We start from the raw sequence: 25,970 nt of genomic DNA on the forward strand, positions 1-25,970 counted from the left end.
CCATTTTCGCGGCGGGCGCCAGTCGCCGTTCGGGCGCAATAGCACATTGCTGTTAACAGTTACAACGGCGTTCTGCCCGATAACGCGTATTCGTCCGAAAATGCCCTCCTTTCTGCCGTACTTCGCGTGCGGATCGCCACATAGGCTCCCGCGGTCCGATGTGGATTCGCCCGGAGTGAGGTGTGCGCGGATGTTCCGCCAACAACGCCGAAGACTGGTGCTCGTCGTGGCCACGGTGACCGGCGTGCTCGCCGCCACCGGCCCGAACGCGATGGCCGCCGGCGCGGCCGCCGCCGACGCGGCGCTGGCCCAGGGAAGCAAGCAGCCGGTGATCGTGGTGCTGAAGAACCAGCACCCCGAATTATCGCCCAAGGCCCAGCGCGGCCAGCGCCAGCAGACCGTCGGCAAGGAGCAGGCCCCGCTGGTCACCCAGGCCAAGCAGGTCGGCGCGCAGAACGTCAAGGCGTTCGACGTGCTCAACGGCTTCTCGGCCAAGGTCACCGACGCCGAGGCGAGCAAGCTCGCCGCCAACCCCGACGTCGCCGCGGTCGTGCCCGACCGCGCCCGCGCCGTCAAGCCGCTGGACGCCACCCAGAAGGCGGCGATCAAGGCCACGCCGCCGCCGGACCAGCCGCTCGCGGCGGGCGCCTGCCCGACCGACCCGGCCAAGCCGATCCTGGAGCCCGAGGCGCTCCAGACCACGCACACCGCCTACACCAACCCCACGCTGCCGCAGGCGCAGAACATCGTGGACGGCAAGGGCGTGTCGGTCGCGTGGATCGCGGACGGCCTGGACCCGAACAACCCCGACTTCATCCGCGCCGACGGCAGCCACGTCTTCACCGACTACCAGGACTTCTCCGGCACCGACCCGAACGGGCCGCAGTCGGGTGAGGAAGCCTTCGGCGACGCCAGCTCCATCGCCGCGCAGGGCCGCGTGACCTACGACCTGTCCAACGTCGTGGCCGCCGCGCACCCGCTGCCCAAGGGCTGCACCGTCACCGTGCGGGGCATCGCGCCGGGCGCCAGCCTGGTCGGCCTCAACGTGTTCGGCAGCGCCGAGCTGGTCACCAACTCGATCATCCTCCAGGCCATCGACTACGCGGTGAACACCGACAACGTCGACGTGATCAACGAGTCGCTGGGCGGCAACCCGTTCCCGGCCGACGGCGTGGACCCGGTCGCGCTGGCCAACGACGCCGCGGTCGCCGCGGGCGTCACGGTCGTCGCCTCCACCGGCGACGCCGGCCCGAGCGGCACCATCGGCACCCCGGCCGTCGACCCGCACGTGATCTCCGCGGGCTCGGTCACCAACTACCGGCTGTACGCGCAGACCGGCGAGCGGGGCGCCCGCACCTTCGCCAAGACCTGGGCGAACGACAACATGTCCTCGCTGTCCTCCGGCGGCGTCGACGACCTCGGCCGGGTGCCCGACCTGGTCGCCCCCGGTGAGTCCGGCTGGTCGGTGTGCAGCGCCGACAAGCGCTTCGCCGGCTGCACCGACGAGCAGGGCCGCCCGTCCAACATCCGCACCTTCGGCGGCACCAGCGAGGCCTCGCCGTTCATCGCCGGCGGCGCCGCGCTCGTCATCGAGGCGTACAAGAACACCCACCACGGCGCCAAGCCGAGCCCGCAGCTGGTCAAGCAGATCCTCACCAGCACCGCCACCGACCTCGGCCAGCCGGCCGACGAGCAGGGCGCGGGCGAGCTCAACACCTACGCCGCCGTGCGGACCGCCGAGTCCATCCAGGACGGCAACGGCAAGCCGAAGGCGCAGGGCGCGGGCCTGCTGGCCACCACCGGCGGCGGCGACACCCAGCTGACCGCGGCGGCCAAGCCCGGCACCAACGTCACCAAGCCGCTGACGATCACCAACACCAGCCCGAACACCCAGACCGTGTCCGCGCACGGCCGGGTCCTGGGCAAGACGCTGGCCGACACCACCAGCAGCATCGCGCTGGACGTCAACTCGCCGCAGACGCCGATCTTCATCGACGGCACGAGCGCGACGCGGGCGTACGCGAAGACCACCTTCCAGGTGCCCTTCGGCGCCGACCACCTCCAGGGCGACCTGGCGTGGCCGGGCACCCCGGCGCAGTCCCAGACGATCCGCATGGCGCTGATCGACCCGAACGGCGTCTACCAGTCCGACTCGCGGCCGCAGAACAGCAGCAGCAAGTCCGACCACGGCCGGGTCGACGTGAAGAACCCGGCCCCGGGCGCCTGGACCGCGGTGTTCTACGCGACGCAGGCCGCGAACGGCTTCAAGGGCAACATCGCCTACGAGTTCACCAGCACGAAGTACACCAACTTCGGCTCGGTCAGCCCGTCGACGCTGACCCTGAAGCCGGGTCAGTCCGGCACCTTCCAGGTCACCGCCAAGACGCCCGGCACGCCGGGCGACCTGTCGGCCGCGGTCGAGCTGGACACCCCGCTCGGGGCGGTCTCCTCGGTGCCGTTCACGCTGCGCAGCCTGATCACGCCCGACTCGGGCGGCGCGTTCAGCGGCACGATCGTCGGCGGCAACGGCCGCGACTTCGCGCCGGCGCAGACCCAGACGTACTGGTTCGACGTGCCGGCCGGCAAGAAGGACTTCGGCCTGGACGTCAGCCTCGGCGGCGACCCCAACCAGACGGTGTACGCCGCGCTGAAGTCGCCCAGCGGCCAGATCCTGTCGCTGTCGACCAACCAGCAGCCGGGCGGAGGCGGCACGGTGCTGACCAAGTCGATGCAGTCCTACGTCCGCGCGCCGGAGAAGGGCCGCTGGGAGCTGGTGATCAACGTCAGCCAGGGCGTCAGCGGCACGGCGCTGTCCCAGCAGTTCACCGGGCACCTGAAGTACAACGTGGTCGACGCGACGGTCACCGGGCTGCCCAGCGGCACGGTCCCGGCCGGCAAGCCGATCAAGGTCAAGGTCAAGGTGCACAACAACGGCGTCGCGCCGGAAGCGATCTTCGCCGACCCGCGCCTGACCACCGAGACCGACCAGGCGCTGCTGGTGATCCCGCCGACCTCGGCCGCGCAGCAGTTCCCGCAGCCGGCGACGGCGACGGGCACCGAGTGGCTGGTGCCGACCGAGGCCCGGTCGCTGACCATCCAGCAGAACGCCACCGTGACGGCCGACTTCGACGCCTCCGCGTTCAGCGGCGTGCCCGAGGTCTACGGCCAGCCGCGCGGCACCTCGGCGACCGGCAGCACGGCCGCGTCGGAGATCACCCAGGGCCAGTGGCTCGCGGTGGCGACCGTCGTCGGCCCGACCAACGCGACGGTCACCGGCTCGGCCACGCTGGCCGCGCAGGTGCACGCCCAGGCGTTCGACACCTCGGCCACCAGCGACACCGGTGACCTGTGGCGGCTCGGCGTGGACGCAGGCGCGCCGAACTTCACCCCGACGACGTTGGCCCCCGGCCAGACGGCGACCATCACCGTGACCATCACCCCGACCGGGGCGAAGGGCACGACGGTGAGCGGCGTGCTGTACGTGGACAACTTCAACGGTGTGCTGCTCAGCGGCGACGAGCTCGCCGGCGTGCCGTACAGCTACACGATCGGTTAAGCCTGTTGCGGTTCGGGGACCCCGTCGGACACTGGATGTCTGACGGGGTCCCCTCGCATCTGGAGGAACCGTGCTGACCGACCGACTAGCCACCTGGGCCGCCGACAACACCGACGACGCGGCCGTCACCTACGTCGACCACAGCACCAGCCTCGACGGGCTGTCGGTCACCGCGACCTGGGGAACGCTGCACCGCCGGGTCGCCTCGACCGCCGCCGCGCTGCGGCGCGTGACCGGTCCGGGCACCCGGGTGGTGGTGCTCGCGCCGCAGGGCGTCGACGACGTCGTGGCCATGCTGGCCGCGCTGTGGGCCGGGGTGGTCGCGGTGCCGCTCGACCTCGCCGACCTGGACGACCATCCCTCGCACGTGACCGCCGTGCTGGCCGACTGCCTGGCCACCGCCGTGCTCACCACCACCGCCGCCAAGCCCCGCGTGCAGGACTTCGTGGACGTGCCGGTGGTGCTCGTGGACGCCATGCCCGACGACGCCATCGACCGCTACCCGGTCGTCGCGGACGACGTCGCGATGCTGCGGTACCCGGTCGACCCCGGCACCGACCCGGTCGGGACGCCGCTCAGCCACGGCGACCTCGCCGCCGCCGGCGCCCGCGCGGTCACCGCGTTCCGGGCCGTCACCGGGCGCTCGGTGACCGTGAGCTGGCTTCCCCTGTGCCACGACCTCGGCTTCGTGCTGGCCGTAGCCGCGCCGCTGACCGCCCGCCTGCGGGCCGTGCTGCTGGAGCAGTCGTCCGTGCTGGAGCAGCCGCGCCGCTGGTTGCAGGCGCTGGCGTCCGGGCAGGACGTGATCACCGCCGCCCCCGACTTCGCGCTGGCCTACTGCGCGTCGCGGACCACCGAGCAGGACCGCTCCTGGCTGCGGTTGTCGCAGGTCAGCACCATGCTGGACGGCGGTGAGCCGATCAACGCCAGCACCGTGCGGGTGGCCGTCGACGTGTTCGGGCAGTGCGGGCTCCAGCCCAAGGCCCTGCGCACCTGCTACGGCGCCACCGGCACCGTCGGACCCGTCACCATGACGTCGATGAGCGAGCCGCCGCGGCGGCTCACCGTCGACCGCGAGCAGCTCGCCGCCGGCAAGGCCGTTCCGCGCACCGACGGCCGCGCCACCCCGCTGGTGTCCAGCGGCATGCCGCTGGACGGCGCCGTGCTCGTGGTCGATCCGGGTGCCAGCTGGCCGCTGCCGGACGGCATGGTCGGCGAGATCTGGGTGACCGGCACGGCCGTGGCCGTCCGCCAGGAGCTCGTCGAGCTGGACGGCCGGTCCTGGCTGCGCACCGGCGACCTCGGCTTCCTGCACGAGGGCGAGCTGTTCGTGTTAGGACGCCAGGAGGACCTGCTCACCGTGGACGGCCGGCGGCTCGACCCGCACGAGGTGGAGCTGGTCGCCCGCGCCGCGCACCCCACCGTCCGCCCGGACCGGGTGGTGGCGTTGTCCTTCGGCGAGGCGGTCGTCATCGTCGCCGAGCGGTCCCAGCACGTGCCGCCCGACGAGGTGGACCTGACCGCCGTCGTGGACACCGTGCGGGCCGCGGTGTCCAAGCGGTTCGCCGTGCCCGTCCGGGACGTGGTGATCGTCGAGTCGGGCCGGATGCCCGCCGGCTGGTCGGGCCGTCCCACCCGGGCCGCCATCCGGCGGCGGTACCTGGACGGAGAGCTCTAGTCCACCTTGGACACTGCCTTGCGGTTCCCGCTTGCCGCCACGGCAAGTCCGGCGACCAGCACCAGCGCGCCGCCGACCGCCACCGGTAGCGGCCAGCTCCGCTCGACGGACGCGGGTTCCTCTGTGAGGACACGCGCCTGCGGATCGACGATCACCTGGACGTGATCGCTCACGTGGAACGCGTGCGGCGGATTCTGCGTGAGCAGCGGGCGCCTGACCGGCCGGCTGTCGGGATCGGTGAACCACACCGTGTACTCCGGGCCGTTCTTGTCCTTCTCCACGGTCACTTTCGAGACCGTGGCGACGATAGTGTGCCCCGCGGTGGCCAGCACCTCGTCGTTGACCCACGCCGGGCCGGCGATGCCGAGGAACACCCCGCCGAGCAGGACGAGCGGGAAGGCCGCCCAGAACCGGCCGAGCCACCAGGCGGCCACCATCGCCACCATCGAGCCGATCCAGGCGACCAGGACCGGTGGCCCGCCGAACAGGTCGTCGCCGAGCACGCACCAGGTGGCCAGGGCGAAGTAGCCCAGCACGGCGATTGACGCGGCGGCAGTCCACGCCGCGGCCTGGCCGCGGCTCCACGCCGGCCGTTTGCGACCGGTGATGCCCTTGCGGCGTTGCACTTTCGCCCCCTCGCGTCCTGGACGGACGCTCCGAGGGCAGATGATCCTCCCACCGCCGCCCGGCGGCGGTGTCTCCTCGAACACACCACCGCCCGATCGGGCGGTGTCCGGTCAGGGAATGATCACGCCGAAGACCACCGTGAGTAGATTCCAGGTGGCGAAACCCAGACCCGCCAGGATGAGCAGCACGACCAGGCTCACCATCAGCCGGCGGTGCCCGCTGGACCGGTTGGCCGACTCCGCGAAGTCGTTGACACCGGCCAGATAGCCCTCCACGGTGTAGCCGTTGCGCACCCGCTCCATCCGGTCCAGGTGCTCGGCGAACGCCTTGGCCTCGGGATCGTCGCGGTCCAACCCGATCAGGTCGTCCTCGAAGCGGTCCTCGGGGCCCGGCGGCTGGTGCCCGTCCATGCCGTCCACGGTACTCAGCTTGGCACCGCGTCGGCCGCGCCCTAGGCTGACGATCCTACGCAGAGCCGAACAGGATCTCGCACATGTCCGTTCAGCCACCCGACGGCGCTCATCCACAGCTGGCCGTCGACATCGTCGACCGGCTGGAATGGGTGTCCGGTCTGTACCCCGGCTACCGTCGGGCCCACGCGAAGGGCGCGTGCTACCGCGCGGTTTTCCTGCCCACCGGCGCGGCCGCCGAGTACACCACCGCGGCGCACCTCCAGGGCGACCCCGTGCCCGCGACCGTGCGTTTCTCGAACTTCTCGGGAAATCCCTACATCTGGGACCGCACCCGGTCGGCCCGCGGCCTGTCGGTCGCGTTCCACCTGCCCGGCGGCGTGGCCACCGACCTGGTGTCGGTCAGCCAGCCGGTGTTCGTCGCGGCCACCCCGCAGGCGTTCCGCAACTTCCTGGAGGCGGCCGAGCCGAACATGTTCACCGGCTCGCCCGACCCGGAGGTGGTGCGCAAGTACGCCACCGAGCACACCGAGGCGATGCGCGGGCTGCGTGCGGTGAAGAACACACCGATCCCCGTCAGCTACGCGACCTTGCGCTACTGGGCCGTGCACGCCTTCGTCTGGCTGGACAAGATGCGCCGCCGCACGGCCGTGCGCTACCGCTGGGAGCCCGAGGCCGGCGTGCAGCAGCTGTCCGACGAGCGCGCCGCCGAGAAGGCGCCGACGTACCTGTCCGACGAGCTGACCGAGCGGCTGGCGTCCACGACGGTCGCCTTCCAGCTCAAGGTGCAGATCGCCGAGCCCGGCGACCCCACCGACGACTGCACGGTGCTGTGGCCGCACGACCGCACCGAGATCACCGTGGGGCGGCTGTTGGTGACCGGGCCGGTGGAGGACCAGGCCAAGTGGGACAAGCGGATGTTCGACCCGACGCGGCTGGTGCCCGGCATCGAGCTGTCCGACGACCCGGTGCTGCGCTTCCGCAGCCAGGTCTACGCCGTGTCGCACGGCCGCCGCACGCAGGGGAAGTGAGTTCGTGACGAGGGTCGTCGCCACCACCATCGGTCAGGTTCGCGGCGTCGATCTCGGCGGAGCGGTGGCGTGGCGGGGGATTCCTTACGCGCAGCCGCCGGTCGGGCCGCTGCGGCACCGCCCGCCACTGCCCGCCTCGTCGTGGATCGGGGTTCGGGACGGCGGCCGGTTCGCCGCCCGGGCGATGCAGACCGTGTTGCCGGGCCTCGTGCCGGTGGGTCCGCGACCGGCCTGTGTGGACGATCCACAGCGGATCAGCGAGGACTGCCTCTACGTCAACGTGTGCGCTCCCGACCGGCCGTCTGCGACGCCGCGGCCGGCGTTCGTGTGGATCCACGGCGGCGGCTACATGTCCGGCGCCGGGCCGGAGGGCATCGGCGACGGCGAGACGTTCGTGCGCAGTCACGACGTCGTGGTGGTGACCTTCAACTACCGGCTCGGGGCGTTCGGCTTCCTCGACGAGACCAACTGCGGTGTGCTGGACCAGATCGCGGCCTTGCGGTGGGTCCGCGACAACATCGCCGCGTTCGGCGGGGATCCGCGGCTGGTCACCCTCGGCGGGGTGTCCGCCGGTGCGAAGAGCGTGGCGACGCTGATGGCCGTGCCGTCGGCGTCCGGGCTGTTCCAGCGGGCCATCTCGCAGAGCGGCGGCGGCGATCACGTGACGACCGTGGACGTCGCGCGGGCGACCGTCGACCGGCTGGGGATCGACCGTCGGCACATTCCCACCGTGCCGGCGGCGGAGTTGCTGGCCGCGCAGCAGGCGGTGTCGCCGCCGCTGTACGGGGTGTGGACGTGGCGGCCTGTCGTGGACGGCGCCCTGCTCCCCGATGTGCCGGCGCGTCGGATCGCCGCCGGATCCGCCGCCGGCGTCGCGCTGCTGGCGTCCAGCACCGTCAACGAGGCCGGCACGTTCGTGGGGCTCGATCCGCGGGCCGCCCGGCCGGCGACGCGGGTACTGACCGAGGCGTTCGGGGCTGTGAAGGCCGGGGAGATCCTCGACGTCTATGGCGGTGACCTTGCCGCCGTGATGACCGATGAGCGGTACGGCATTCCCACCCTGCGGTTGGTGGACGGCCAGTCCCGGCACGCGCCGACGTGGCGGTACCGGTTCGACGGCTCCCTGCCCGGTTCGGCGCCGGCCGGGCACGGCACCGACGTCGCCTTCGCGTGGGCCGTCGGCGCCGGGGACCTGGGCACTCCGGAGGCGACCGCGCTGAGCCGGATCATGCACGCCGCCTGGGGTTCCTTCGTCCGCACCGGCAAGGTCGACTGGACCCCCTACGACGCCGCCACCCGCCCCACCATGATCATGGCCACCCCGCCCCACCTCGCCGACGACCCCGACTCCCTCCGCCGCCGTGCCTGGCCCGAATCCTGGCCCTCCACCACCTGGTTCTGACCCCGGCGAGTCGCGCCCACAGACAGACCGAATGTAGGTTTCAGGCACACCCCGCGAGTCCCGCCCAGCGTCATACCGAAACCCGCTTACGTGCAGACCTCGCGAGCCTCCCCGCCCTCGTACGAAATGTCGGTTTCGTGCGGAGACACCCCACCTGTTGCAGGGGTGGCAGGCCCTCCGGCGGGCTCACGTCGGGCCTGGCGGTTTGCCCGGTTTACCCTTGCACCTGCCTCGCCGCGGATGGTTGTATCTCGGCGGGGATCGACGGGCGCGATGTGGGGACGTCGCGTCGGGTGCGAGGGGGGAGCGGTGTGGTTCAGTTCCGGCTGCTCGGCGAGGTCCAGGTGGTGGACCGGGGCCGCGTCATGGACATCAACCGACACCAGCAGCGCTGTGTCCTGACGGCGCTGCTGGTCGACGCCAACAAGCTCGTCACGGTGGACACGCTGGCCGACCGGGTGTGGGGGAACAGGCTGCCGCAGCGGCCGAGGGAATCTCTCTACAGCTACCTGTCGCAGCTGCGCGCCGCGTTGTCCGACGCCGACGACGTGAACATCGCTCAGCGCTCGGGCGGCTACCAGCTGTCGGTGGATCCCGAATCCGTTGACCTGCACCGGTTTCACGAACTGGTGGCCGCGGCGAGGGCGGCGGACGACGGCCGGGCGGAGGGCCTGCTGGCCGAGGCGCTGGCGCTGTGGACGGGAGACGCGTTCGCCGGCCTCGACACCGAGTGGGTGGCGGGCCTGCGGGAAACCCTGCACGGGCAACGACATGCGGCCCGCCTGGATCTGACGGACGTGCGCCTGCGCGCCGGCGCCGACAGCGAACTGGTCGCGGAACTCACGGAACTGGCCGCGGCGCACCCGCTCGACGAGCGCCTCGCCGGCCAGCTGATGCTTGCCCTGTACCGAAACGGGCGGCAGCAGGATGCCCTGCGCCACTACGAGCGGATCCGGCGAAGCCTGGCCGACGAGCTGGGCGTCGACCCGTCGCCCGAGCTGCGGCAACGGTTCCAGGACATTCTCGACGGCGGCACCGCGCCGTCGCGACCGGTGCAGACGTCCCTTGTGCCGCAACAGCTTCCCGGCGCGCCGGCGATGTTCGTCGGGCGGGGCCGCGAGATCGACCGGCTCGACGCGCTGCTGCGTGACGGTGACGGATCCGTTGTCATATCGGCGATCGGCGGAACGGGTGGCGTCGGCAAGACGTGGCTGGCGCTGCGCTGGGCCCACCTCAACGCCGACCGCTTCCCGGACGGCCGCCTCTACGTGAACCTGCGCGGCTTCGACCCGACGGCCGAGCCGACGCCACCGAACGCCGCCCTTCGCAGCCTGCTGGAGGGGCTCGGGGTCGACCCGGCCGGCATCCCGGCGGACCAGGACGCGCGGACCGCCTTGTACCGCAGCCTGGTCGCCGGCAAGAAGCTGCTGATCCTCGTGGACAACGCCGCCGACGCGGCGCAGGTGGTGCCGCTGCTGCCGGGCGGTTCGACGTGCACGGTGCTGATCACCAGCCGCGACCGCCTCGCCGGCCTCGTAACCACGCACGGGGCGCATCCGCTGTCGCTGGACGTGTTCTCCGACGCCGACGCGCGAGCCCTGCTGGCGGCACGCCTCGGCGCCGGCCGAGTCGACGCCGAGCCCGAGGCCGTCGCCGAACTGCTGGCGTGCTGCGCGGGCCTCCCGCTGGCGCTGAGCATCGTCGCCGGCCGGGCCCTGGCCCATCCGGACTTCCCGCTGGCCGTGCTGGCCGCCGAGCTGCGCGACGCCACCGCCCGGCTCGGGGCGCTCGACGACAGCGATCCCGCGGCCAGCGTCCGCGCGGTGCTGGCGTGTTCCGTTGCCGCGCTCACCACCGAACAGGCCAGGGTGTTCTCACTGCTGGGCCTGGCCCCGGGCCCCGACATCAGCCTGCCGGCGGCCGCCAGTCTCGTCGGCACGAGCATCGGCCGCGCCGCCGCCACGCTGACCGCGCTGGAGGGTGTTTCCCTGCTCCAGCAACGCAGTCCCGGCCGCTACCGCATGCACGACCTGGTCCGCCTCTACGCCTGCGAGCAGGTCGGGGCCGGGCAGGAGGCCGCGCTGCGGCGCGTGATCGACTTCTACCTGCACACCGCGGCCACCGCCGACCGGCTGATCAACCCGCACCGGCAGGCCATCGCGCTGGATCCGCCGGTCGCCGGCTGCGAGCCCGCGCGCCCGAACGACGCGCTGGCCTGGTTCGACGCCGAGTATCCCGGCCTGCTGGCGGCGCAGGAGCTCGCCGTGCAGCACGGCTGGCACGCCCAGGTGTGGCAGCTGACCTGGGCGGCGAGCACCTACCGCATCCGGCGCGGCCACCTCCGGGACGACCTGGACACCGCGCTGGTGGCGTTGGCTGCTGCCCAGCGGCTGGACGATCCGGCGGCGCTCGCGCAGAGCCACCGGCTGCTCGGCCACGCGTACGGACGGGCAGGCGAGCACGCCAAGGGCATTGCGCACCTCCGGCAGACGCTCGCGCTGGCCGAGGCGGCCGCGGATCTGCCGGTGCAGGCGTACACGCACCACACCCTGGCGCAGGCGTGGGAGCGGCAGGGAGACCATGCCGAGGCGTTGGAGCACGCCATCCGGGGTGGGGCGCTGTTCCAGGAGCTCGGGCTGGCGGCCTGGCACGCGCGGGCCCTCAACCAGCGCGGATGGCTGCTGGCGCAGCTCGGGCAGCACGAGGGCGCGCTGGCCGCCTGCGAGCAGGCCCTGGCGCTGGTCCGTGCGCACGACGACCGCGACACCGAGGCGAGCATCCTGGACAGCCTGGGCTTCATCGCCCACGGGTGCGGCCGCTACGCCGAGGCCGTGACGTACTACGAGCAGTCCCTGGCCATCGCCGACGAGCTGGGCCACACGTTCTACCGGGCGAGCACCCTGGAGAAGATCGGCGGCACCCACGCCGCCCTCGGAGACGACCGGCGGGCCCGGACCGCCTGGGAAGCCGCCCTGGACCTGTACCGACGCCAGAACCGTCTCGACGACGCCGTGCGGCTCCGCACCCGATTGGCGGACGACCGATGAGTTCGGGGGCCTGACTACGTTCTACCGGCATGACCGAGCGAATGATGCACGTCAACGGGGTGGAGCTCTGCGTCGAGACCTTCGGCGACGCCGCCGATCCGACCGTGCTGCTGGTGCACGGCGCGTCGGCGTCGATGCTGTGGTGGGAGGCGGAGCTGTGCGCGCGGATCGCCGCCGGCGGGCGGCACGTGATCCGGTTCGACAACCGGGACACCGGCCGGTCCGTGAGCTACCCGCCGGGACGACCGGGGTACTCGCTGCGGGACATGACCGAGGACGCGCTGGGCATCCTCGACGTCCTCGGTGTCGAACGGGCGCACGTGGTCGGTCGCTCGATGGCCGGGGCCATCGCGGGCATGGCGGCGATCGACCATCCCGAGCGGGTCGCGTCACTCGCCATGGTCTGCACCACGCCGGGCCTCCCCGGCCTGCCGCCGATGTCTCCGGAATTCCTGGCGTACACGGCGCGGAGTCCGGACGCGTCCGATCCCGCGGCGGTCGTGGACTTCGTCGTCGGACTGATGAAGGCCTACTCGGGCGGCTCGCCGTACCACGACGAGGCGGCGGTCCGCGCGATCGCCGAGGCCGACATCGCGCGGGCCACCTCCATCGCCGCCACCCTGATCAACCACTTCGTGCTGGACTTCGACGCGCCGGCCAAGGGCGGCCTCGGCGACATCACCGCGCCGACCCTGGTCGTGCACGGCGAGCTGGACCCGGTTTTCCCGCTGCCGCACGGGGAAGCGCTGCGCGACGCGATCCCCGGCGCCGAGTTGCTCGTCCTCGACCGCGCCGGTCACGAGGTCCCGGCGCCGCTCTGGGACGTCTTCGCCGACGCGTTGCTCGCGCACACTAGTCGGCGCCCGTAGGCAGCGGCGGCTCCTGATCGATCCGGCGGGACTCGTCGTCGGTGAGCAGCCGCGACCGGATCAGGAAGCGGACACCGTGCGGGGCCTCGACGGAGAAGCCGCTGCCCCGGCCCGGCACCACGTCCACGGTCAGGAACGTGTGCCGCCAGTACGCGTACTGGCTCTCGCTCATCCAGAACGGCACGTCCCCGGCGACCTCGCCGAGTAGCACGTCGGAGCCGCCGACCCGGAACTCGCCGCGCGGGTAGCACATCGGCGCGCTGCCGTCGCAACAGCCGCCGGACTGGTGGAACATCAGCGGGCCGTGCTCGCCGGTCAGCGTCGCCACCAGCTCCGCCGCCGCCCCGGTGAGCTCGACCCGCCGAATCCGTTGTCCCATCAGAAGAAACCGAGCTTCTTCGGCGAGTAGCTGACGAGCAGGTTCTTGGTCTGCTGGTAGTGGTCGAGCATCATCCGGTGGTTCTCCCGACCGATGCCGGACTGCTTGTAGCCGCCGAACGCCGCGTGCGCGGGATAGGCGTGGTAGCAGTTGGTCCACACCCGGCCGGCCCTGATCGCCCGCCCGAACCGGTACGCGGTGCCGCCGTCGCGGGACCACACGCCCGCGCCCAGCCCGTACAGCGTCTCGTTGGCCAGCTTCAGCGCCTCGTCCTCGGAGTCGAACGTGGTCACCGACACCACCGGGCCGAAGATCTCCTCCTGGAAGATGCGCATGTCGTTGGTGCCCTTGAAAATCGTCGGCTCGATGTAGAAGCCGCCCTCCAGGCCCTCGACCTTGCGCGAGTGCCCGCCGGTGAGCACCTGCGCGCCCTCCTGCCGGCCGATGTCCAGATAGGACAAGATCTTCTCGTACTGGTCGTTGCTGGCCTGGGCGCCGATCATCGTGGCCGGGTCGAGCGGGTTGCCGGTGGTGATCGCCTCGGTGCGGGCGACGCAGCGGGCGATGAACTCGTCGTAGATGGACGAGTGGATCAGCGCCCGGGACGGGCAGGTGCACACCTCGCCCTGGTTCAGCGCGAACATCACGAAGCCCTCGACCGCCTTGTCCAGGAAGTCGTCGTCGGCCGCCATGACGTCGGGCAGGAAGATGTTGGGGCTCTTGCCACCCAGCTCCAGCGTGACCGGGATGATGTTCTCGCTGGCGTACTGCATGATCAGCCGGCCGGTGGTGGTCTCGCCGGTGAACGCCACCTTGGCCACCCGCTTGCTCGACGCCAGCGGCTTGCCCGCCTCCACGCCGAAGCCGTTGACCACGTTGACCACGCCCGGCGGCAGGATGTCGGCGATCAGCTCGATGAGCAGCAGCAGGCTGGCCGGCGTCTGCTCGGCCGGCTTGATCACCACGCAGTTGCCGGCGGCCAGCGCGGGCGCCAGCTTCCAGGTGGCCATCAGGATCGGGAAGTTCCACGGGATGATCTGCCCGACCACGCCCAGCGGCTCGTGGAAGTGGTAGGCGACGGTGTCCTCGTCGATCTCGCTGATGCCGCCCTCCTGGGCCCGCACCACGCCGGCGAAGTAGCGGAAGTGGTCCACCGCAAGGGGAATGTCGGCGGCCAGCGTCTCGCGCACCGGCTTGCCGTTCTCCCACGTCTCGGCGACGGCCAGCCGCTCCAGGTTCTCCTCGATCCGGTCGGCGATCCGGTTGAGCAGCAGCGACCGCTCGCCGACCGAGGTCCGGTTCCACTTCTCGGCGGCGGCGTGGGCGGCGTCCAGCGCCAGCTCGATGTCCGGCTTGGTGGAGCGGGCCACCTCGCAGAACGTCTGCCCGTCCACGGGGCTCGGGTTGTCGAAGTACCGCCCCTCGACCGGCGGGGTCCACTCGCCGCCGATGAAGTTCTCGTAGCGTGCCTTGAACCGCACGACGCTGCCGTCTGCCCCAGGCTTGGCGTACACCATTGTTCGCGCTCCCGAATCGACGTCCGTGACCGCCGCCACGCTGCCCGCCGGGGGTTGCCGCGAGGTTTCCGCCCAGGTCAGGCCGTCTCGACACCACCCTCAGTGGCGGACTCGACCGCGTCCCAGCGGGGTGGCAACAGCACCGCGACCAGCGCGCCGAAGCCGGCCAGCAGCGCGAACCAGATGCCGAGGCCGACCGGCGGGCTGCCGGCGCTGCCGGTCGGGCTGCCGAACAGCGAGCTCACCACCTGGTTGAGGAACGAGCTGGCGCTGATGCCGGCCATCGCGACCGACACCCCGGTGCCCGCGCCGATGCCGCCGATCGCGAGTGACGCCGACCGCGTCCACCGGAAGCCGGCATTCAGCGACGCCGCCGCGACCAGCACCAGGGCGAAGCCGACGACGATCGGCAGGGCGCCGTTGTACTGCTGCGCGGGCGCGCCGGAGCCGATGTCGATGCGCCACGGGCCGATCGCGACCAGCCGCGACCCGAAAGCCGGCTCGATCGTGGCCAGGTCGACCAGGGTACCGACGACCAGAAGCAGCGCGCCGGCGGCGAGCAGCAGCACGACGGCGGGGATACCCGGCCGCGCCACCGGTTTGTCTCCTCTGACCATGTGGCAACGGTAGCGCCGCGATCATCGCACCGTGGGCGAGTTGCGTCAGTCGGCCCAGGTGAGGCGGGCCGCGGCGATGGCGCGGCGGGGGTCGCTCAGCGGCAGGAGGAAGTGGGCGCGCGCGTGCACCTCGGCGTCGTACGGGTGGGCCTCACCGAACCGCAGGGCGTGCTCGGGGTCGCCGGAGTCCAGCACGGCCTGACGCACGGCGACGGCGACGTGCTCGCGCCACGTCTCGATGCCGGGGGCGGTCGACGTGGGCAGCAGCGGACCGCCGTACATCCGCACGGCGCCGGTGACATCGCGAGCCCGCAACAGCCGCAGCACCTCGACGGCGTCGCAGAAGACGGATTCCGTGAGCACATAACGACGATTGCTGACGGCGCCATCCAAAGCGCTGCGCAGCTGGGAAACCTGGGCCTTCAACGTCGCCGTGGCGACATCGCGTTCGCCGAACAACGCGTCCCGCAGCTGTTCGGGGGACAGGCCGCGAGGATGGTGCAGGGCAAGCAAAGTCAGGATCTCGATCTGACGGGGACGCAGCGCGAGCGGGGAGCCGCCGCGGTGCGCGACGGCGTCGCCGAGGCACTGGAGCCGCAGGCCCGTGCGGGGCGCGTCGCCGACCCGCGCCTCGATCGCCGACACCAGCGTGCGGACCGTCGACATGGCCAGCGGATGCGACCGGTCCCACGTGCTCGACAGGTCCAGCACACCCAGCACCTGCCCGTCACGGCCGTGAATCGGTGCGCAGTAACAAACCCAGCCGTGCAACGCGTGCACGAGGTGCTCGGCCGAGAACACGGAGTTGGCGCGGTCGGTCCGCAACGCCAGGGACAGCGCGTTCGTGCCCATCGACGGCTCGTTCCAGCACCCGCCCGGCGCGAAGTTGACCTGCTCGGCCTTGCGGCGCATCACGCGTCCGCCGCATGTCCACATGATCGTGCCGGACTCGTCCGTGACCGCCGCGATGAACTGGGCGTCGTCGGCGATGCTGCGCAGCTCGTCGGCCAGCGCCAGCACCGGCTCCCGCAGCGGCGACGCCGCCCACCGGTCCGTCGAATCCACCGCCGGCGCGGCCGCCCGCCCGGGATCCACCGTCGGCCGAGACCGGGACCACGAGGCCAGCACCTCGTCCCGGGTGTCGCCGGCGGCGGTACCGGCGAGCCAGTCGGCCCAGTTGCGCTCGAGCGCGGACCTCCGCCTGCGCAGCGCGCTGGGGGATGCCATGCCCCGATACTGCCTGATCACGAGGCCCGACGCACCCGGCCAGCCGGGTAGCCCTGGATGCGGTGAAGGGGGCATTCCTGGCGTTCACCGCGAGGAATGCCCCCTTCCGAGCGGAAAGGTCAGCGAACGGTGTGGGTGGCCAGCGCCGGGGCGAAGCCATTGGCGAAGTCGGCGTCGGCCTCGGCGACCTCGGCCGCCGACGGGATGGCGTTCTTGCAGGCGGTGCCGGGCCCGTGGCCGGACATCACCTCGGAGCAGGGGCCGGTGTAGTCGTCGGCCAGCCCCAGGTTGTGGCCGAACTCGTGGGTGATGATCCGGGTCGGGTCGAAGCCCTGGGCCACCTGCTGCCGGTCGATGTAGATCTGCCCGTGGCCGTGCCCGTCGGTGGTGGTGTACGAACCGCCGCCGTTGACCTCGTGCAGGGTGATGGTGGCGCTGCCGCCGGACACCAGCTGGACGTTCTTGAGCCTGGTGTCCCAGTTCTTGACGGCCTGCACCACCTGGGCCGAGTAGTGCGTGATCCCGCTCGCGTTGTAGTGCAGGGTGACCACGGACGGCGCCGCGTCCGCGGGCGCGGCAAGACCGATGCCGGCCAACGGGAGCAGGGTGGCGGCGAGGCCGAGGGACAAACGTCGAAGCATCTCGTCACTCCTCTGGCGAAGACGTCCGGCCAGGTTGGCAGCACGCGGTGTGACGCAGCCACCTGCGTTCGTCGGGGTGCGTTCACGGTTGACCCGGGTAGCTTGGGAGACCATGAACCTGCCCGAGGAACTGGCGCTCACGGTCGACGGACCGGTCGCCACGCTGACCATCGACCGCCCCGCCAAGCGCAACGCGTTCGCGCTGCGGATGTGGGCGGCAGTGCCGGCGGTGGTGCGGCTGGTCGAGGACAACGACGACGTCCGGGTGCTGGTGATCCGCGGTGCGGGCGACGGACCGTTCTCGGCCGGCGCGGACATCGCCGAGTTCCAGACGGTGCGCAAGGGCGAGGAGGCCGCGGCGGCGTATTCGGAGGTCGTGCACGAGGCGGAGCGGGCGTTGGCAACGATGTCGAAGCCGACGGTCGCCCTGGTGCAGGGCTGGTGCGTGGGCGGCGGCTGCGAGCTGGCGCTGGCCTGTGACATCCGGATCGCCGATGACACAGCCAGGTTCGGCATCACGCCGTCGAAGCTCGGCGTGGTCTACCACCAGATGTCCACGGCCCGTGTGGTCGAGACGGTGGGGCCGGCGTGGGCGCGCTACATCCTGTTCACGGGCGATCTCCTGGACGCGGAGGTGGCGCTGCGCATCGGGCTCGTGCACGAGGTGCACCCCGTCGACCAGGCCGCGGCGCGGGCGTACGCGCTGGCCGCCACACTCGCGACGCGAGCGCCGATCACTTTGGCCGGCGCCAAACAGCTCATCGCGCGGGCGGTGGCCGGCGAGGCCGCCGACGACGAGTGGGCGCAGCGCTGGTACCGGGCCTCCTACGCCAGCCGCGAGTACGCGGAGGGCGTGGAGGCGTTCGTGGGCAAGCGGCAGCCGGACTTCGGCGGGATCCCGTGGCCCAAGCTCGACGAGGACGGCGCCCCGGCCTGAGATTACGCAGGGAAGGACGCCTTACCCGCGTTCACCGAGGGTAAGGCGTCCTTCCCTGCATCAAGCGGTGGCGCCGTCGAGGGGGTGGGCGGCGAAGAAGTCCCACATGATCTCGTTGGGGTCGATCTTGGGCAGCGCGTAGCCGTGGGCCATCGAGCCCGCGATGCCCGGCCACACGTGCCGCTGCCCGGTCACCGTGTACAGCACGACCTCCCGGCCGTTCTTGCAGTTGCTGTACGTGGTGCTCATGACACCGTTGACAACCTGCTTCTGCACGGGCTTCGCGCACTGGTCGGCGTTGCCCCACAGCTGCGCGGCGACCGGCACGCTGTAGCTCCAGTAGAGCTGCTTGCTCCCGTTGTACGGGTTCGTCCCGTCCGAGGTGCCGTGGAAGGTCAGGACCGACACCGGCTTGGCCAGTGTGCAGTTGCCCGGCATGCGCAGCCCGGACATCGGCGCGATGGCGGCGATCTGGCTCGACATCTCGCAGCCGATCTGGGAGGCCATCCGCGCGCCGCCGGAGAAGCCGGTGACGTAGATCCGCTTGGGGTCGGCGCACAGCTGCTTGCCCATGTCGGCGACGGTGTCGCGGATGAACTGCATGTCGTTCGGCGCGCCCTTGGGCACCGGCCGGCCGCTCATCAGCGGCACGCCCGGCACGTTCCACGCGAAGCCGTGCGACTTGCCGGCGATGAACGGAATGCCGGCCTGCGGCGCGACGACCGCGAAGCCGTTCTTGTCCGCGGTGGCCGCGATGTTCGAGCCGGACAGCTGCTGGAGCGGCGTGCTGCCGCTGCCGTGCAGATCGAGCACCATCGGGATGGACTTGCCCGCGTGGCGGCCGTGCGGGTAGTAGACGACGACCGTGCGCCGCTCCCCGCCGGACATCACGTGCTGCGTGCTCAGCCCGGCCGGGATGTCGGCCGGCTTGCAGACGCCGCCGAGCGCCGGCACCGCGCCCTGCGGCGTCGGCTTGAGCGAGGAACCCTCTACTACCCTCGTCACGCTGCCACCGCACGCGGACGCGGTCAGCGCGACCAGGAGCGTGCCCAGTGCGAGCACTGTCAGGCGACGCGTGGCGGCGGTACTCATCGGCTGTTCCTCTGGCGGCGGCGGGCCGACGGCGTCGTCAGCGGTCGGACCCTAATCTACGTTAAGAAGTTCCTGAATTTTCCCTGTAGACGTGTTATCTGCCGGTGGGGTTGCAGGCGTTTCATTTGACAACGTTGTCAGAGGTCCGAAGTGGTCAGGACCACACGACCCGCGGCTCGAGCAGGTCGGAAAGTCCGATCCGCTGGTAGAAGTCCGAACCGCGGCCGGTCGGCGACGGCGTCGACCACCTCGGCGCCGTCCTGCGACGGGTCGACGTGGGTGCGCGGCGGCCGGGTGCCGTAGGGCATGTCGACCACCCGGACCACGGCCCGCGCCACCTCGGTCGGGTCGGCGTCGGCCGGCTCCAGTTCGGTCGGCCGGGCGGTGAGTCCGCTGTAGAACTCCTCGTAGGCCTGGGCGGTGGCGGTGTCGACGGGCGTGCCGGCGTCAGCCGGTGGGGCGCTCATCGCGCCGAAGCCGCTGGACGCCCCCGTGGCGACGACGATCTGGCTGCTCATGGCTCCTTCTCCGGTCATTTGTGGACGCAATGTCCATATAGTTGGTATGATGCGGGACGCGGAGTTCGATGGGGACGTGGCGGAGCGGTGGACGTGCCCGGAGTGCGACCGGGAGTTCGGGCGGGCGCGTCAGTCCCACGTGTGCGTGCCGGGCTGCACCGTCGACGACACCTTCGCGGGCCGGCCGCCGTGGATGCGCGCGGTGTACGACGAGATCGTCGCCGAGCTGCGCGAGCTGGGGGACCTGCACGAGGACGCCGTCAAGGTCGGCGTGTTCCTCAAGAACGAGCGGAAGCTGGCCGAGATCCGGCCGCGGTCCAAGGACCTGCTGGTGTGGCTGTTCCTGCCGTTCGTCGCCGACGAGGCGTATGCGCAGGGGCGGTCCGGGGACCGGGTGCTGCACCGGATCCCGCTGCGGGAGCTGACCGACGAGGTGCGGGAGTGGTTCGTCGCGGCCTACGACTGCGCGAACAACCCGGTGTGAAGGCAAGATCAACGAGCCGCGATTGAGCAGCCCCCGAATCAATCCAAGCAGGAGGGGCTGACAGTTCGGGAAGCCGAGCGTCGCCGGGGGAGCGCGGCCGTCGGAACTGTCAGGGTCCTGTGGTTGGCTGGATTCGGGGGCTGCTCAGCGCGGATGTCCTGCCCGCGGGAACCCCGCGCCCGTCCTTTACCTACCGTTGGCCGGCCCTTGCCGCTACGTTGACCCGGATTTCGTGCCGAGGGACTTGGGTGTCGCTGCCCGATTGGTCCACGATGTCAGGAGTCGCAACGATGAGCGGAACCCGGATCGCCGGGATGGTGCTGGCGGCGGCCGCGGCGATCGCCGTGACGGCCATTCCCGCCGCGAGCGCGGTGCCCGGATCGACCGATGGCTGGGCCGCCGACCACCACCGGCAGCAGGGGCCGATCGTGATCGGCCACCGGGGCGCGGCCGGCTACCGGCCGGAGCACACGCTGGCCTCATACGAGCTGGCGGCCCGGATGGGCGCGGACTACGTGGAGCCCGACCTGGTGTCCACGAAGGACGGTGTGCTGGTCGCCCGGCACGAGCCGGAGATCGGCGGCACCACGGACGTGGCGCTGCACCCGGAGTTCGCCGGCCGCAAGACGACGAAGGTGCTCGACGGCGTGTCGGTGACGGGCTGGTTCACCGAGGACTTCACCCTCGCCGAGCTGAAGACGCTGCGCGCGGTGGAACGCATCCCGGCCATCCGCCAGCGCAACACGGTCTACGACCGCCGCTACCAGATCCCGACCTTCCAGGAGATCATCGATCTGGTGCGCCGCCTGGACAAGGAGCTGCACCGGGACATCGGCATCTACCCGGAGACCAAGCACCCCACCTTCTTTCGCAACGCGGGCCTGGCGCTGGAGCCGAAGCTGGTGGACGCGCTCAACCGCAACGGCCTGAACCGACCGGACGCCAAGGTGTTCGTCCAGTCGTTCGAGGTGTCCAACCTCAAGCAGCTGCACCGCCAGCTGCGGGTGCCGCTGATCCAGCTGACGAGCGCCACGGGCCAGCCGTACGACTTCGCCGCCACCGGTGACAAGCGCACCTACGCCGACCTCACGTCGGCGGCGGGCCTGCGCGAGGTCGCGACGTACGCGCAGGGCGTCGGACCCGACAAGAACCAGATCATCCCGCGTGACGCCACCGACCACCTGGCCAAGCCGACGGCGCTGGTCGCGGACGCGCACCGGGTCCACCTGAAGGTGCACCCCTACACCTTCCGGCCGGAGAACGTGTTCCTGCCGGCGGACTTCCGCTCCTCGGCCGACCCGAACGCCTACGGCAACCTGTTCGGCGAGATCGAGACGTTCCTGCGCGCCGGCGTCGACGGCTTCTTCACGGACAACACCGACATGGGCATCGTGGCGCGGGACGAGAGCCGCTAGTCCACAGTGGAGGGCTGGAGCCCCTGTCCGGGGGGTAGGCAAGGGCTCCAGCGTCGCCTACCACCAGGGGGGATTGGCGGCGAGGCGTCCTACAGGGTAGAGCCTCCGCCGCCCGCCCGGCACCCCATCGGCACAACTCAACCAGTGGTGGACAACAGCTGCGCCAGCGCCGCGTCCACGCCGCCGGCGTTCTGCACGGTCGACAGGCTGCCGCCGGTGTCCTGCGCGATGGCGCTGAGCTGGTCGTGGTCCACGTTCCCGCCGACGGCGATGATGTTGACCGGCACCGGTTTCCTGCCGTCCTTGAGCCCACCCAGTTGCGCCCGCAACTGGTCGAACGTGAGCCCGCCGTCGTTCTTGCCGGCCACCACGACGACCACCCGGTTGTGCTTGCCGTCCTGATAGTTGGCCAGCACCGACTGGTACACCGCGAGCAGGCTGGTGTAGAGCTGGCTGCCGTTGCCGGGGTTCAGCTTGCCGATGCCCACGTGCAGCTGATCGATGCTCTGGTCGACGCGCACCGCCGGCACGAGCTGCTTGTACGGCTTGTCCCCGTCCAGGCCCGCCGCGTACGCCCACAGCCCCATCGACCCGGACACGGTCCGGTCGACCTCGCCGGTGAGCGCCTGCCGCACCCCGTTCACGCCGTCCGTGCCCATCGCCGGCGAGGTGTCCACGAGCACGGACAGCACCTCGTCGCCGACCGCGGCGGTGGTCCAGCTGGCGGAGATGTCCTGGGTGGTGGTGGCGTCGGCGGGCACCAGGTTCTGGGTCAGCGCCGGCCAGCGCATGCCGACGGCGTCGGTCGGGTGGTCGCTGGTCGCCGACACCCGCAAACCGGCCTTGGCGAACATCTTCTGCTGCGCCGGCTGCCGCATGAAGTCGCGGAACTGTTGCGCCGCCTTGTTCTGCGTGGACGTGACCCAGGTGCCCGACAGCGTGACGAACGGGAAGTCGGCGGCCGGGCTGGCGCCGCCCATCGGCACCTCGTACAGCGGCGACGCCGGCTTGGGCGCGCCGTCCTTGCCGAGGTTGCGCCGGTACAGGTCGACCTCCGTCACCGGCACCGCGCTGTAGCTGGCGGTGCCGATGTCGGCGGCCTTGGCCAGGCCGTCCAGCGCGTCCAGGGTGTCCGCCGGCGCGCCGGAGGCCCGCGAGTTGGCCAGCTTGGTGATGATGTCCTTGACGCCTTGCTGCCCAAGCATGTTGGTGGTCACCGGGCCCGCGCCCTGCGCGGTCGCGCCGGCCAGCGCGGACTGGATGGCCAGCGCGCTCGCCGGGTTGGTCGCCGGGTCGGGCACCGCGAGCCGGAACTTGCCCCACTGCGGCTTGCCGTAGCCGGCCCAGCCGTTCGGCGCGGCGGTCAGCCCCGGCAGGTCGGTCCACTGCACGAGGTTGCCGCTGGCCAGCGCGTCCGCGCCGGGCTGCTGGGTGGCCAGCACGACCGGGCTGGTCGCGACCGACTGCGGCGGCGTGCCGATGATCGTGTTGTTCTGCGCGGTCAGCCGGTTCGCCCACAGCGTCGAGTCCGGCAGCCAGGCCGCCGGCTGGGTGCCGAGCTTGCCCTCGTCCCACTTGGTCGTCAGCCCGGTCAGCACGGTCTGCGAGTCGACCGACTGCACCTGGAGCCGCACGCACGAGTCGTCGACGACCGGGTTGGTGTTGGTCCACGCCTGCGCCGCGTCCCGCACCGGCTCGGCGATGCTCGGCGTCACGGCGACGCGCAGCACCACGTCGCCGTTCGTGCAGCCGTTGGCCTCGGCGGCGGCCCGCCGCTCCAGCACCCCGCCCAGCCAGGTCCAGGCGAGCCAGCCGAGCAGCACCAGCACCACCAGGCCGGTGATCGCGACGGGCCACTTGGCCATGCCGCGCCGGACCCTCGTCACCAGCGCGCGGTGTCGAGCCATGGGATGTCCCTCTCCAGAACCCCGGGTGAACCTAATGGGCCAAGGTGACTTACAGGGTGTTACATCAGCGTCATGATCGCGGCAGATTGTGCCCTACCGCTCACAACGGTGCTGCCCGATTGGCGGAATCATCGTCACCTTCCGCCCACATGTGTGCCGTCTCGGACCGTGCCGACATACTCCTCGACCAGGTCCTCCAGCGCCACCACGCCGAGCTGCTGGCCGTCGGCGTCCACCGCGCGGGCCAGGTGGCTCTGGGCCCGCCGCAGCGCCGCCAGCGCGTCGTCGAGCCGGGCATCCGCCGGCAGCTCCGGCAGGCCCCGGACGCGGTTGCGCGGCACCGGCGTCGACGGCGGCTGGTCGGCCAGGTCCAGCACGTCCTTCACGTGCAGGTAGCCGGCGAGCCGATTGTCCGCCGCCCGCAACGGGAATCGCGAGAACCCGGTCGCCTCCACGGCCGCCTCGACGTCGCCGACGGTCGGCTCGGCCGGCACCGTGGTCAGCCGGTCCAGCGGCACCAGCACGTCCTTCACGGTCCGGGCCGCCGAGGACAGCGTCTTGGCCAGCCGCCGGTGCTCCGGCTCGTCCAGCAGCCCCTCCTGGCGGGACTCGCCGAGCAGCGAGGCCAGCTCATCGGGCGTGTACGCGCCCTCGAGCTCGTCCTTCGGCTCCACCTTGATCAGCCGCAGCAGAGCCTGCGAGATCACCGTGAACGCGTTCAGCAGCGGTCGGGTCAGCCGGCAGAACGCGAAGTGCACCGGCACCAGCCACAGCGCCGCCCGCTCGGGGCCGGCGATCGTCAGGTTCTTCGGCACCATCTCGCCGATCACCGTGTGGCAGAACGAGACCAGCAGCAGCGCCACCACCAGGCCGATGGCGTGCACGACCGTGTCCGGCACGCCCAACGGCGCCAGCGGCGCCTCCAGCAGGCCGGCCACGGTCGGCTCCGCCAGCGCGCCCAGCGCCAGCGAACACACCGTGACGCCCAGCTGCGCGCCCGCGATGAGCAGCGGAAGCTGGTGCCCGGCACGGATCACCGTGCGGGCCCGCTGCTGGCCCTGCCGGGCCATCTCCTCCAGCCGGTCGCGCCGCGCGGTGATGATGGCGAACTCCGCGCCGACGAAGAACCCGTTGCCCAGCAGCAACAACACGGTGAGGACAAGGGCGAGGCCGTCGCTCATGCCGGCACCTCGCTGACAGTGCTCAAACCCTGGTCGGTCCGCGGTGACGTTCCGTTCACGCCGGCACCTCGCTGACCTTCGCCACCCGCAGCTCCGCCACCCGGTGCCGGTCCATCGCCATCACGGTGATCCGCCAGCCGTCCACCCGCAGCTCGTCTCCCACCTCGGGGATCCGGCCGAGCCGGGTCAGCACCAGGCCGGCCAGCGTCTCGTAGTCGCCGTCGGGCATGCGGAAGCCGGTCGCCTCCGCCACCTCGTCGGCGCGCAGCAGCCCGGACACCATCCAGCTGGCCTTGCCGAGCGGCCGGACCGGGGCGGCCTCGCCGCGGTCGTGCTCGTCCCGGACGTCGCCGATGATCTCCTCGACCAGGTCCTCCATCGTGACGATGCCGGCGGTGCCGCCGTACTCGTCGACCACGATGGCGATCTGGAGGCCCGAGCCGAGCCGCTCCAGCAGGGCGTCGGCCTCCAGGCTCTCCGGCACGGTCGGCACCGGCCGGATCAGCGCCGACACCGGCGTGGTGCCGCGCCGCGCGGCCGGCACGCCGAAGGCCTGCTTCACGTGCACGACACCGCGAACGTCGTCGAGGTCGCCCTCGTGCACGAGGAACCGGGAGAAGCCGGTGCGCATGGTCGCGGCGATGAGGTCCAGCACGGTGGCGTCGCACCGCAGGGCCTCGACCTGCACGCGCGGCGTCATGAGCTCGTCGGCGGTCCGGTCGCCGAACCGCAGCGAGCGGTCCAGCAGCGTCGCGGTGCCCTGGTCGAGGGTGCCGTGCGCGGCGCTGGAGCGGACCAGCGAGCCGAGCTCCTGCGGCGACCGCGCGGACCGCAGCTCCTCGGCGGGTTCCACGCCGAAGCGCCGCACGATCCAGTTCGCGGTGCCGTTGAGCACGGTGATCGGCGCCTTGCACGCGCGGGAGAACGCGTACTGGAAGCCGGCGACGGCCCGCGCGGTCTGCATCGGCCGGGCGATCGCCAGGTTCTTCGGCACGAGCTCGCCGAGCACCACCGACAGCGCGGACGCCAGCAGCAGCGCCAGCACGGCGCCGACGGCGTCCGACACCCCGGCCGGCACGCCGATCGCGTCCAGCGGCGCCTCGATCAGGTCGGCCAGCGCCGGCTCGGCCAGGAAACCGGTGATCAGCGTGGCCAGCGTGATGCCGAGCTGGGCGCCGGACAGCTGGAACGACAGCGAGCGGTGCGCCTTCTGCACGGTGCGCGACCGCTTGTCGCCGACCAGGGCGACCTGGGTGTCGACCTGGCTGCGCTCCAGCGTGGTCAGGGAGAATTCGGCCGTCACGAACACCGCGTTCGCCAGCGTCAACAGCAGCACGGCGAGCAGGAAGAGGCCGTCGAGAAGGTATCCGGTCATCGCGGGCTCACGCTCGGGACCGGGTCGATATCGCAGCCGGGGCTTTCCCCCGGCTCACTA

21 protein-coding genes are annotated in these 25,970 nt (G+C 71.6%); 9 read left to right on the forward strand and 12 right to left on the reverse strand.

Annotated elements, in window-relative coordinates; translation table 11 throughout:
* Positions 1-190 precede the first annotated feature (190 nt).
* Together BCF44_RS06830 and BCF44_RS06835 are read left to right on the forward strand one after the other, a co-directional pair.
* Positions 191-3,556 carry a S8 family serine peptidase gene (locus BCF44_RS06830; RefSeq protein ID WP_170217374.1) on the forward strand — a complete coding sequence of 1,122 codons (3,366 nt, stop codon included), beginning with the start codon at positions 191-193 and terminating at the stop codon, positions 3,554-3,556.
* Between the two features lie 70 nt (positions 3,557-3,626).
* Positions 3,627-5,234 carry an AMP-binding protein gene (locus BCF44_RS06835; RefSeq protein ID WP_116173274.1) on the forward strand — a complete coding sequence of 536 codons (1,608 nt, stop codon included), beginning with the start codon at positions 3,627-3,629 and terminating at the stop codon, positions 5,232-5,234.
* Here the strand turns inward: BCF44_RS06835 and BCF44_RS06840 are convergent.
* A complete protein-coding gene (locus BCF44_RS06840) occupies positions 5,231-5,860 on the reverse strand; it encodes a hypothetical protein (RefSeq protein WP_116173275.1) in 630 nt (209 codons plus the stop codon). The genes BCF44_RS06835 and BCF44_RS06840 overlap by 4 nt on opposite strands.
* A gap of 111 nt (positions 5,861-5,971) precedes the next feature.
* Positions 5,972-6,271 carry a hypothetical protein gene (locus tag BCF44_RS06845; protein WP_116173276.1) on the reverse strand — a complete coding sequence of 100 codons (300 nt, stop codon included), beginning with the start codon at positions 6,269-6,271 and terminating at the stop codon, positions 5,972-5,974.
* Between the two features lie 83 nt (positions 6,272-6,354).
* Between BCF44_RS06845 and BCF44_RS06850 the strand changes: the two genes are divergently transcribed.
* The 4 genes from BCF44_RS06850 (at position 6,355) to BCF44_RS06865 (ending at position 12,620) form a co-directional block, all read left to right on the forward strand.
* On the forward strand, positions 6,355-7,302 hold the full coding sequence (locus tag BCF44_RS06850) for a catalase family peroxidase (RefSeq protein ID WP_116173277.1): 948 nt from the start codon (positions 6,355-6,357) through the stop codon (positions 7,300-7,302).
* A 4-nt stretch (positions 7,303-7,306) separates the two neighbouring features.
* Positions 7,307-8,704 carry a carboxylesterase/lipase family protein gene (locus BCF44_RS06855; protein ID WP_116173278.1) on the forward strand — a complete coding sequence of 466 codons (1,398 nt, stop codon included), beginning with the start codon at positions 7,307-7,309 and terminating at the stop codon, positions 8,702-8,704.
* Positions 8,705-9,015: 311 nt separating this feature from the next.
* Entirely contained in the window at positions 9,016-11,751 is a 2,736-nt protein-coding gene (locus tag BCF44_RS06860; protein WP_342775573.1) for an AfsR/SARP family transcriptional regulator, read from the forward strand.
* 29 nt (positions 11,752-11,780) lie between these two features.
* Positions 11,781-12,620 carry an alpha/beta fold hydrolase gene (locus BCF44_RS06865; RefSeq protein WP_116173279.1) on the forward strand — a complete coding sequence of 280 codons (840 nt, stop codon included), beginning with the start codon at positions 11,781-11,783 and terminating at the stop codon, positions 12,618-12,620.
* Here the strand turns inward: BCF44_RS06865 and BCF44_RS06870 are convergent.
* The 5 genes from BCF44_RS06870 to BCF44_RS06890 form a co-directional block, all read right to left on the reverse strand.
* On the reverse strand, positions 12,604-12,999 hold the full coding sequence (locus BCF44_RS06870; RefSeq protein ID WP_116173280.1) for a DUF779 domain-containing protein: 396 nt from the start codon (positions 12,997-12,999) through the stop codon (positions 12,604-12,606). The genes BCF44_RS06865 and BCF44_RS06870 overlap by 17 nt on opposite strands.
* Positions 12,999-14,516, reverse strand: coding sequence for an aldehyde dehydrogenase (gene adh / locus BCF44_RS06875; RefSeq protein ID WP_116173281.1), 1,518 nt, complete (start codon positions 14,514-14,516; stop codon positions 12,999-13,001). Before adh ends, BCF44_RS06870 begins: the two co-directional genes overlap by 1 nt.
* Positions 14,517-14,593: 77 nt before the next feature.
* Complete coding sequence (locus BCF44_RS06880; RefSeq protein ID WP_147328411.1) at positions 14,594-15,133, reverse strand: hypothetical protein; 540 nt, start codon at positions 15,131-15,133, stop codon at positions 14,594-14,596.
* A gap of 45 nt (positions 15,134-15,178) precedes the next feature.
* Complete coding sequence (locus tag BCF44_RS06885; protein ID WP_116173283.1) at positions 15,179-16,360, reverse strand: AfsR/SARP family transcriptional regulator; 1,182 nt, start codon at positions 16,358-16,360, stop codon at positions 15,179-15,181.
* A 119-nt stretch (positions 16,361-16,479) separates the two neighbouring features.
* Entirely contained in the window at positions 16,480-17,001 is a 522-nt protein-coding gene (locus tag BCF44_RS06890) for a snapalysin family zinc-dependent metalloprotease (RefSeq protein ID WP_116173284.1), read from the reverse strand.
* Positions 17,002-17,113: 112 nt separating this feature from the next.
* Here BCF44_RS06890 and BCF44_RS06895 point away from each other — a divergent pair, with 112 nt between their 5' ends.
* Positions 17,114-17,938, forward strand: a complete 825-nt coding sequence (locus BCF44_RS06895) for an enoyl-CoA hydratase/isomerase family protein (RefSeq protein ID WP_211352916.1) — start codon at positions 17,114-17,116, stop codon at positions 17,936-17,938.
* A gap of 60 nt (positions 17,939-17,998) precedes the next feature.
* Here the strand turns inward: BCF44_RS06895 and BCF44_RS06900 are convergent, their stop codons facing one another.
* Entirely contained in the window at positions 17,999-19,030 is a 1,032-nt protein-coding gene (locus BCF44_RS06900) for a CE1 family esterase (protein ID WP_116173285.1), read from the reverse strand.
* Between the two features lie 137 nt (positions 19,031-19,167).
* Entirely contained in the window at positions 19,168-19,548 is a 381-nt protein-coding gene (locus BCF44_RS56545) for a hypothetical protein (RefSeq protein ID WP_211352917.1), read from the reverse strand.
* 49 nt (positions 19,549-19,597) lie between these two features.
* Here BCF44_RS56545 and BCF44_RS06910 point away from each other — a divergent pair, with 49 nt between their 5' ends.
* Together BCF44_RS06910 and BCF44_RS06915 are read left to right on the forward strand one after the other, a co-directional pair.
* Positions 19,598-20,032, forward strand: a complete 435-nt coding sequence (locus tag BCF44_RS06910) for a DUF5655 domain-containing protein (protein WP_116173583.1) — start codon at positions 19,598-19,600, stop codon at positions 20,030-20,032.
* 290 nt (positions 20,033-20,322) lie between these two features.
* Complete coding sequence (locus BCF44_RS06915) at positions 20,323-21,447, forward strand: glycerophosphodiester phosphodiesterase (protein WP_246014871.1); 1,125 nt, start codon at positions 20,323-20,325, stop codon at positions 21,445-21,447.
* Positions 21,448-21,584: 137 nt separating this feature from the next.
* Here BCF44_RS06915 and BCF44_RS06920 read toward each other — a convergent pair whose 3' ends face one another.
* The 3 genes from BCF44_RS06920 to BCF44_RS06930 all read right to left on the reverse strand — a co-directional run bounded on the left by BCF44_RS06920 (position 21,585) and on the right by BCF44_RS06930 (position 25,910).
* Positions 21,585-23,354 carry a substrate-binding and VWA domain-containing protein gene (locus BCF44_RS06920; protein WP_116173286.1) on the reverse strand — a complete coding sequence of 590 codons (1,770 nt, stop codon included), beginning with the start codon at positions 23,352-23,354 and terminating at the stop codon, positions 21,585-21,587.
* A 134-nt stretch (positions 23,355-23,488) separates the two neighbouring features.
* Complete coding sequence (locus BCF44_RS06925) at positions 23,489-24,535, reverse strand: hemolysin family protein (RefSeq protein ID WP_116173287.1); 1,047 nt, start codon at positions 24,533-24,535, stop codon at positions 23,489-23,491.
* Positions 24,536-24,590: 55 nt separating this feature from the next.
* Entirely contained in the window at positions 24,591-25,910 is a 1,320-nt protein-coding gene (locus BCF44_RS06930) for a hemolysin family protein (RefSeq protein WP_116173288.1), read from the reverse strand.
* Positions 25,911-25,970: the final 60 nt, after the last annotated feature.

This window comes from Kutzneria buriramensis (assembly GCF_003387475.1).
Lineage (GTDB): Bacteria > Actinomycetota > Actinomycetes > Mycobacteriales > Pseudonocardiaceae > Kutzneria > Kutzneria buriramensis.

Excerpts from the sequence above, each read along its gene's own strand:
- BCF44_RS06830 (WP_170217374.1), top strand. The coding sequence starts at position 191 with ATGTTCCGCCAACAACGCCGAAGACTGGTGCTCGTCGTGGCCACGGTG.
- BCF44_RS06845 (WP_116173276.1), bottom strand. The coding sequence starts at position 6,271 with ATGGACGGGCACCAGCCGCCGGGCCCCGAGGACCGCTTCGAGGACGAC.
- BCF44_RS06850 (WP_116173277.1), top strand. The coding sequence starts at position 6,355 with ATGTCCGTTCAGCCACCCGACGGCGCTCATCCACAGCTGGCCGTCGAC.
- BCF44_RS06865 (WP_116173279.1), top strand. The coding sequence starts at position 11,781 with ATGACCGAGCGAATGATGCACGTCAACGGGGTGGAGCTCTGCGTCGAG.
- BCF44_RS06870 (WP_116173280.1), bottom strand. The coding sequence starts at position 12,999 with ATGGGACAACGGATTCGGCGGGTCGAGCTCACCGGGGCGGCGGCGGAG.
- adh (WP_116173281.1), bottom strand. The coding sequence starts at position 14,516 with ATGGTGTACGCCAAGCCTGGGGCAGACGGCAGCGTCGTGCGGTTCAAG.
- BCF44_RS06880 (WP_147328411.1), bottom strand. The coding sequence starts at position 15,133 with ATGGTCAGAGGAGACAAACCGGTGGCGCGGCCGGGTATCCCCGCCGTC.
- BCF44_RS06885 (WP_116173283.1), bottom strand. The coding sequence starts at position 16,360 with ATGGCATCCCCCAGCGCGCTGCGCAGGCGGAGGTCCGCGCTCGAGCGC.
- BCF44_RS06890 (WP_116173284.1), bottom strand. The coding sequence starts at position 17,001 with ATGCTTCGACGTTTGTCCCTCGGCCTCGCCGCCACCCTGCTCCCGTTG.
- BCF44_RS06895 (WP_211352916.1), top strand. The coding sequence starts at position 17,114 with ATGAACCTGCCCGAGGAACTGGCGCTCACGGTCGACGGACCGGTCGCC.
- BCF44_RS06900 (WP_116173285.1), bottom strand. The coding sequence starts at position 19,030 with ATGAGTACCGCCGCCACGCGTCGCCTGACAGTGCTCGCACTGGGCACG.
- BCF44_RS56545 (WP_211352917.1), bottom strand. The coding sequence starts at position 19,548 with ATGAGCAGCCAGATCGTCGTCGCCACGGGGGCGTCCAGCGGCTTCGGC.
- BCF44_RS06910 (WP_116173583.1), top strand. The coding sequence starts at position 19,598 with ATGCGGGACGCGGAGTTCGATGGGGACGTGGCGGAGCGGTGGACGTGC.
- BCF44_RS06915 (WP_246014871.1), top strand. The coding sequence starts at position 20,323 with ATGAGCGGAACCCGGATCGCCGGGATGGTGCTGGCGGCGGCCGCGGCG.
- BCF44_RS06920 (WP_116173286.1), bottom strand. The coding sequence starts at position 23,354 with ATGGCTCGACACCGCGCGCTGGTGACGAGGGTCCGGCGCGGCATGGCC.
- BCF44_RS06925 (WP_116173287.1), bottom strand. The coding sequence starts at position 24,535 with ATGAGCGACGGCCTCGCCCTTGTCCTCACCGTGTTGTTGCTGCTGGGC.
- BCF44_RS06930 (WP_116173288.1), bottom strand. The coding sequence starts at position 25,910 with ATGACCGGATACCTTCTCGACGGCCTCTTCCTGCTCGCCGTGCTGCTG.